This window comes from Streptococcus sanguinis, assembly GCF_003943735.1.
Taxonomy (GTDB): domain Bacteria; phylum Bacillota; class Bacilli; order Lactobacillales; family Streptococcaceae; genus Streptococcus; species Streptococcus sanguinis_E.
Genome location: NZ_RJMV01000024.1, coordinates 1 through 3,810 on the forward strand (window position 1 = coordinate 1; position 3,810 = coordinate 3,810).

3 protein-coding genes are annotated in these 3,810 nt (G+C 31.4%); all 3 read left to right on the forward strand.

The genetic code is table 11. The annotated features are described in order from the left end of the window. Window positions 1–1,029 (forward strand): DUF5677 domain-containing protein (locus D8877_RS12150; RefSeq protein ID WP_260468731.1); only part of this gene is annotated, 1,029 nt, incomplete at its 5' end. A 265-nt stretch (window positions 1,030–1,294) separates the two neighbouring features. After that, window positions 1,295–2,278, forward strand: a complete 984-nt coding sequence (locus D8877_RS12155; protein WP_125353444.1) for an Abi family protein — start codon at window positions 1,295–1,297, stop codon at window positions 2,276–2,278. Window positions 2,279–2,746: 468 nt separating this feature from the next. Further along, window positions 2,747–3,310 (forward strand): zinc-ribbon domain-containing protein, encoded by a 564-nt coding sequence (locus D8877_RS12160; protein ID WP_260468732.1) that lies wholly within the window; start codon window positions 2,747–2,749, stop codon window positions 3,308–3,310. Window positions 3,311–3,810 lie beyond the last annotated feature (500 nt).

The window sequence follows — 3,810 nt, forward strand, 5'->3', positions numbered from 1 at the left end:
AAAAAAAAAAAAAAAAAAAAAAAAGGAGAAACAATGGCTGATAAATTTGAGCAGTTTTTTACTGATACACTAAATGAAATCCTCTTAGAACATGTCAAAGAATTAAAGAACCAATCTGAAATTGATGAATTTCATGAAAAATATGAGAAGGCAGATTTTTCGGAATTATTACTAGAGATGATTAACGATACTTCAAATCAAATGGTAAGAGATGCTAAGATGATAATGCATGAGAATACATTACTGTTTAGAGGAGAAGAAGCAGAAATAGTCGCAAGAATAGAGCAAAAGTGGTCTAATGCGTTCGTTACATCTGAGACCATGTATATGATGGTTCTTGAAACTGTAAAAGATTATTCTGATTATGTAAATAAAATTGATAACAAGGAGAGAGAAGAATCTATTCATAAATACACTGCCTTAAAATACATACATGGAAGAGGTCTCCAACAATTTTTAGAAATTATTACCCTAATGAAGAACGGATTTGCCGATGGTGCGTATTCTAGGTGGCGTTCACTCTACGAATTAAATATTATTGCGTCATTTATTTCAAAATATGGCGAGGAAGTTGCTGAAGCTTATATTTCATCACATAATACAGAAGATCGTTATGAATGGGCAAGAGCTTGCGGTGAATTTAGTCCTAAAAAGAGATATATAAGTTTTGATGATATCAGAAAAAAAGCGAATTTTCCATCAGAATTATGGCAACAACCATACCAACTCGCTAATGAAGTGACGCATGCATCCTCACAAGGTACATTTAATAGAATAGGTGTAATAGATGGGGAAGAAAAAATAAGTATAGGACATACTGATTATGGATTAACAATACCTGGTGAACACTCTGCCATCACAATAGCGCAACTTACGTGGTTGCTTTTGGCAGTTTACCCATCTGGTGATTCTTTAGTAGCTGCTAACATGATAAATAAGTGGGTTGGTGTGGTAAGAGAGCAATATTTTAAAACACATGACTATATTTTTCCTGATGAACCCAAATTATGGGATAATGAAATAAATTAAAGTCTAAGATAGATATATGANGGAATAAAAAAGTACAAAAAAATTAAAATTATTTTTGTCAAAGATTCAGCAAAACACAATATATTGATTTTTTTATTTGTAAACATAAAGTTTTCATTGAAAATTACTACATGTTGTGTCACGAGTGATGATTTGACAACTATTATTGGATATTGTACAATAAAAACGTAAAGACAATCCCCTCATTCCGTTAAGGCAGACACGTTCTGACATGAGGGCTTTTATTTTACTCTAGGGAGCATATATGGAACCAAAATCTTTAAAAATCGAAGACCAACTTGACCTCTTCTATAGAAGAGGTGTTTTTATAACAGATAAAATTAAGGCCCTAGAGAAGCTTAAGCACATTAGTTATTACAGGCTTAAAGATTTCGCTAGACCTTATTCAAGTATAACAATGTACGGTGAAGTACCTGTATTAAAATATTCCAACATTACATTTGAAGATATTGTTAAAAGATATTATCAAAACAAAAATTTAAGAATAAATCTTCTTCATGCCATCGAGAAAATAGAAGTATCAATAAAAAGAAATATTTCTTTCATTTTGGGGAGTAGATATGGTGCCTATGGGTATTTAGAATTTGATAAATGGGCAAATAAAAAAGATTACAAAAAATTTGAACTAGAGCAAAAACAGTTCTATTTTAAAAAGGATTTACTTAAAACGGTAAAAAAATCGTCCCTCTCAGATTTAGGTGATAAAAGAAATTTGAATACTGAAGGATTTCCAACAATTTGGATTGCAACTGAAATTTTAATGTTTGGTGAGCTAGTTCACTTAATAAAAATCATGAGTACCAAAAATCAAAATGAACTAGCAAAATTTTATAATTGTTCATTCAAAGAGCTGTTATCGTGGCTTAAATGTTTAAACTTTGCGAGAAATGTCTGTGCTCACAATGCCAACATCATTGATATCAATTTACAAACCAAGCCTATAATACGCAATGAATGGAAAGATAAATTTTTGTATACTACGACAAATAGTAATGGCAACAAAATAGTATTACATAAAGTTGCCACTATAATTTTGATTACAATTACTTTAGTAAATGAAATAAATAAAAAATATCGGTGGAAGCCTATTAGGAGTAACATCGCTACAATTTGTAAAGATTCTGATGTTCATAAAGCTGATTTGAACGCTAATATCATAGGATTTGCAAATTCGACTACAGCGTTGGATTTAGCTACATTTGCTAATGGATGCTACTTGTTAACGTAGTTTTGTTAAAATTATCTCTGTATAATTTGTTTAATAAGTAAAAAATTAATTGAATTCAAATAGAAAGGCTCTTTTTGAATCAACCTTAGTGAGATAGAAGGCTGATATCGAGAAAGGACTAGCGTCGTCCTTTCTTTTTTTATCTTTTTATGAAATTATTTTTCTTAATTCATCTTCTACAGAGTCTCTATGTACTTTATATATCTGAGCTGGGTTTAGTGAAAAATTCCTAGTGTTATTAACTTCATAACAATGCTTATAATCTCGTAAACCTTTAACCCATGTCCCTATTGCAACAAGGAGACCCCTCTCAAGGGCTATAACACACTTTTAGATACTTACCCTGAATTAGTAAGCATTTGGAGTCCTAAAAATCAGGAGCAAACAGATTCTATAGTGCCCAATGAAGTTGAAAAACGGACTTTTATGTGGCATTGTAATAGCTGTAATTTAGATTTCAAAGAAAGAATGAATACCGTTCTAAAACGTTATCTAACCTCGAAAACCAAAAGTTTAAATGATATTTGTCCCTATTGCACACATCTGCTCCCAAACCCCAAAACAGAGTCATTAGATGTAGTAAAGCCACTCCTCATTGAAGAATGGCAGTCGGACATCTATGGGAGTATTTCAGCAATCTTTCCATCCTCTACAGCAAAAGTTAATTGGAAGTGTAGAAGATGTCAGGGAGAATTTGAAGCTAGAATCTGTGAACGTGAAGAAAATGACAATTGCTGTCCTTACTGTTTTGGACGAAAAGTATTACCAGGATACAACTCATTTGATGTTACACAGCCAATCTTAGTTCAAGNATGGGATTACTTAAATAATATTCTATTAGCAAACCCTAGTGAAGTCAGTGAAAAGAGTCGGATCAATGTGTGGTGGACCTGCAAGAATAATGGTGAACATAGGTACAAGATGTCCTTATATAATAGAGTTTTATTTGAGAAACGTCACAAAGAGCCGTGTTTAATTTGTAAAGGGCGGAGAAGAAAAAGGCAACATTTTGTGCTTTTCAAGAATATTTAGGAAGACCAGGTTACTAAAATGTAGCTTGGTTTTTTTCAGTTTAAGACAATTTCAACAAGCCTAGCGACTACATAAAAATACTTAGGTTTCTCAAAAAATTTATTTTAAAAAGTACATTTTGGGATTATGGACAATTGAAAAATTTTCCAGTTTTCACTTAAATAAAGTACATTTTCGCCCGAATTGAGAGTGGTCCAAAATTTCCAGTGTTCACTTAAATAAAGTACATAATTGAGTGTAATTGGCTTAAAAAAATTTTTTGGTTATAAACATGTTGGACTATAAAAACTAAAAGTTTATGTACAATTGACTTAACTAGAGCTAAACCATTGATACAACTGAATTAGAAGCATAAAGTACATTCTTTAAAAAGTGTACTTTATTTTTATTTTGTACATTATTCTGGAGTGGTATTTTGTATGTTTTCTAGTTCATAACATCATCTGATTTAAGGGATTATTTTGTACATTTTTTACTCTAATAAGTGCAGAAGAAGTGGT

Coding starts and splice junctions, on each gene's coding strand:
- D8877_RS12155 (WP_125353444.1), top strand. CDS start 1,295: ATGGAACCAAAATCTTTAAAAATCGAAGACCAACTTGACCTCTTCTAT.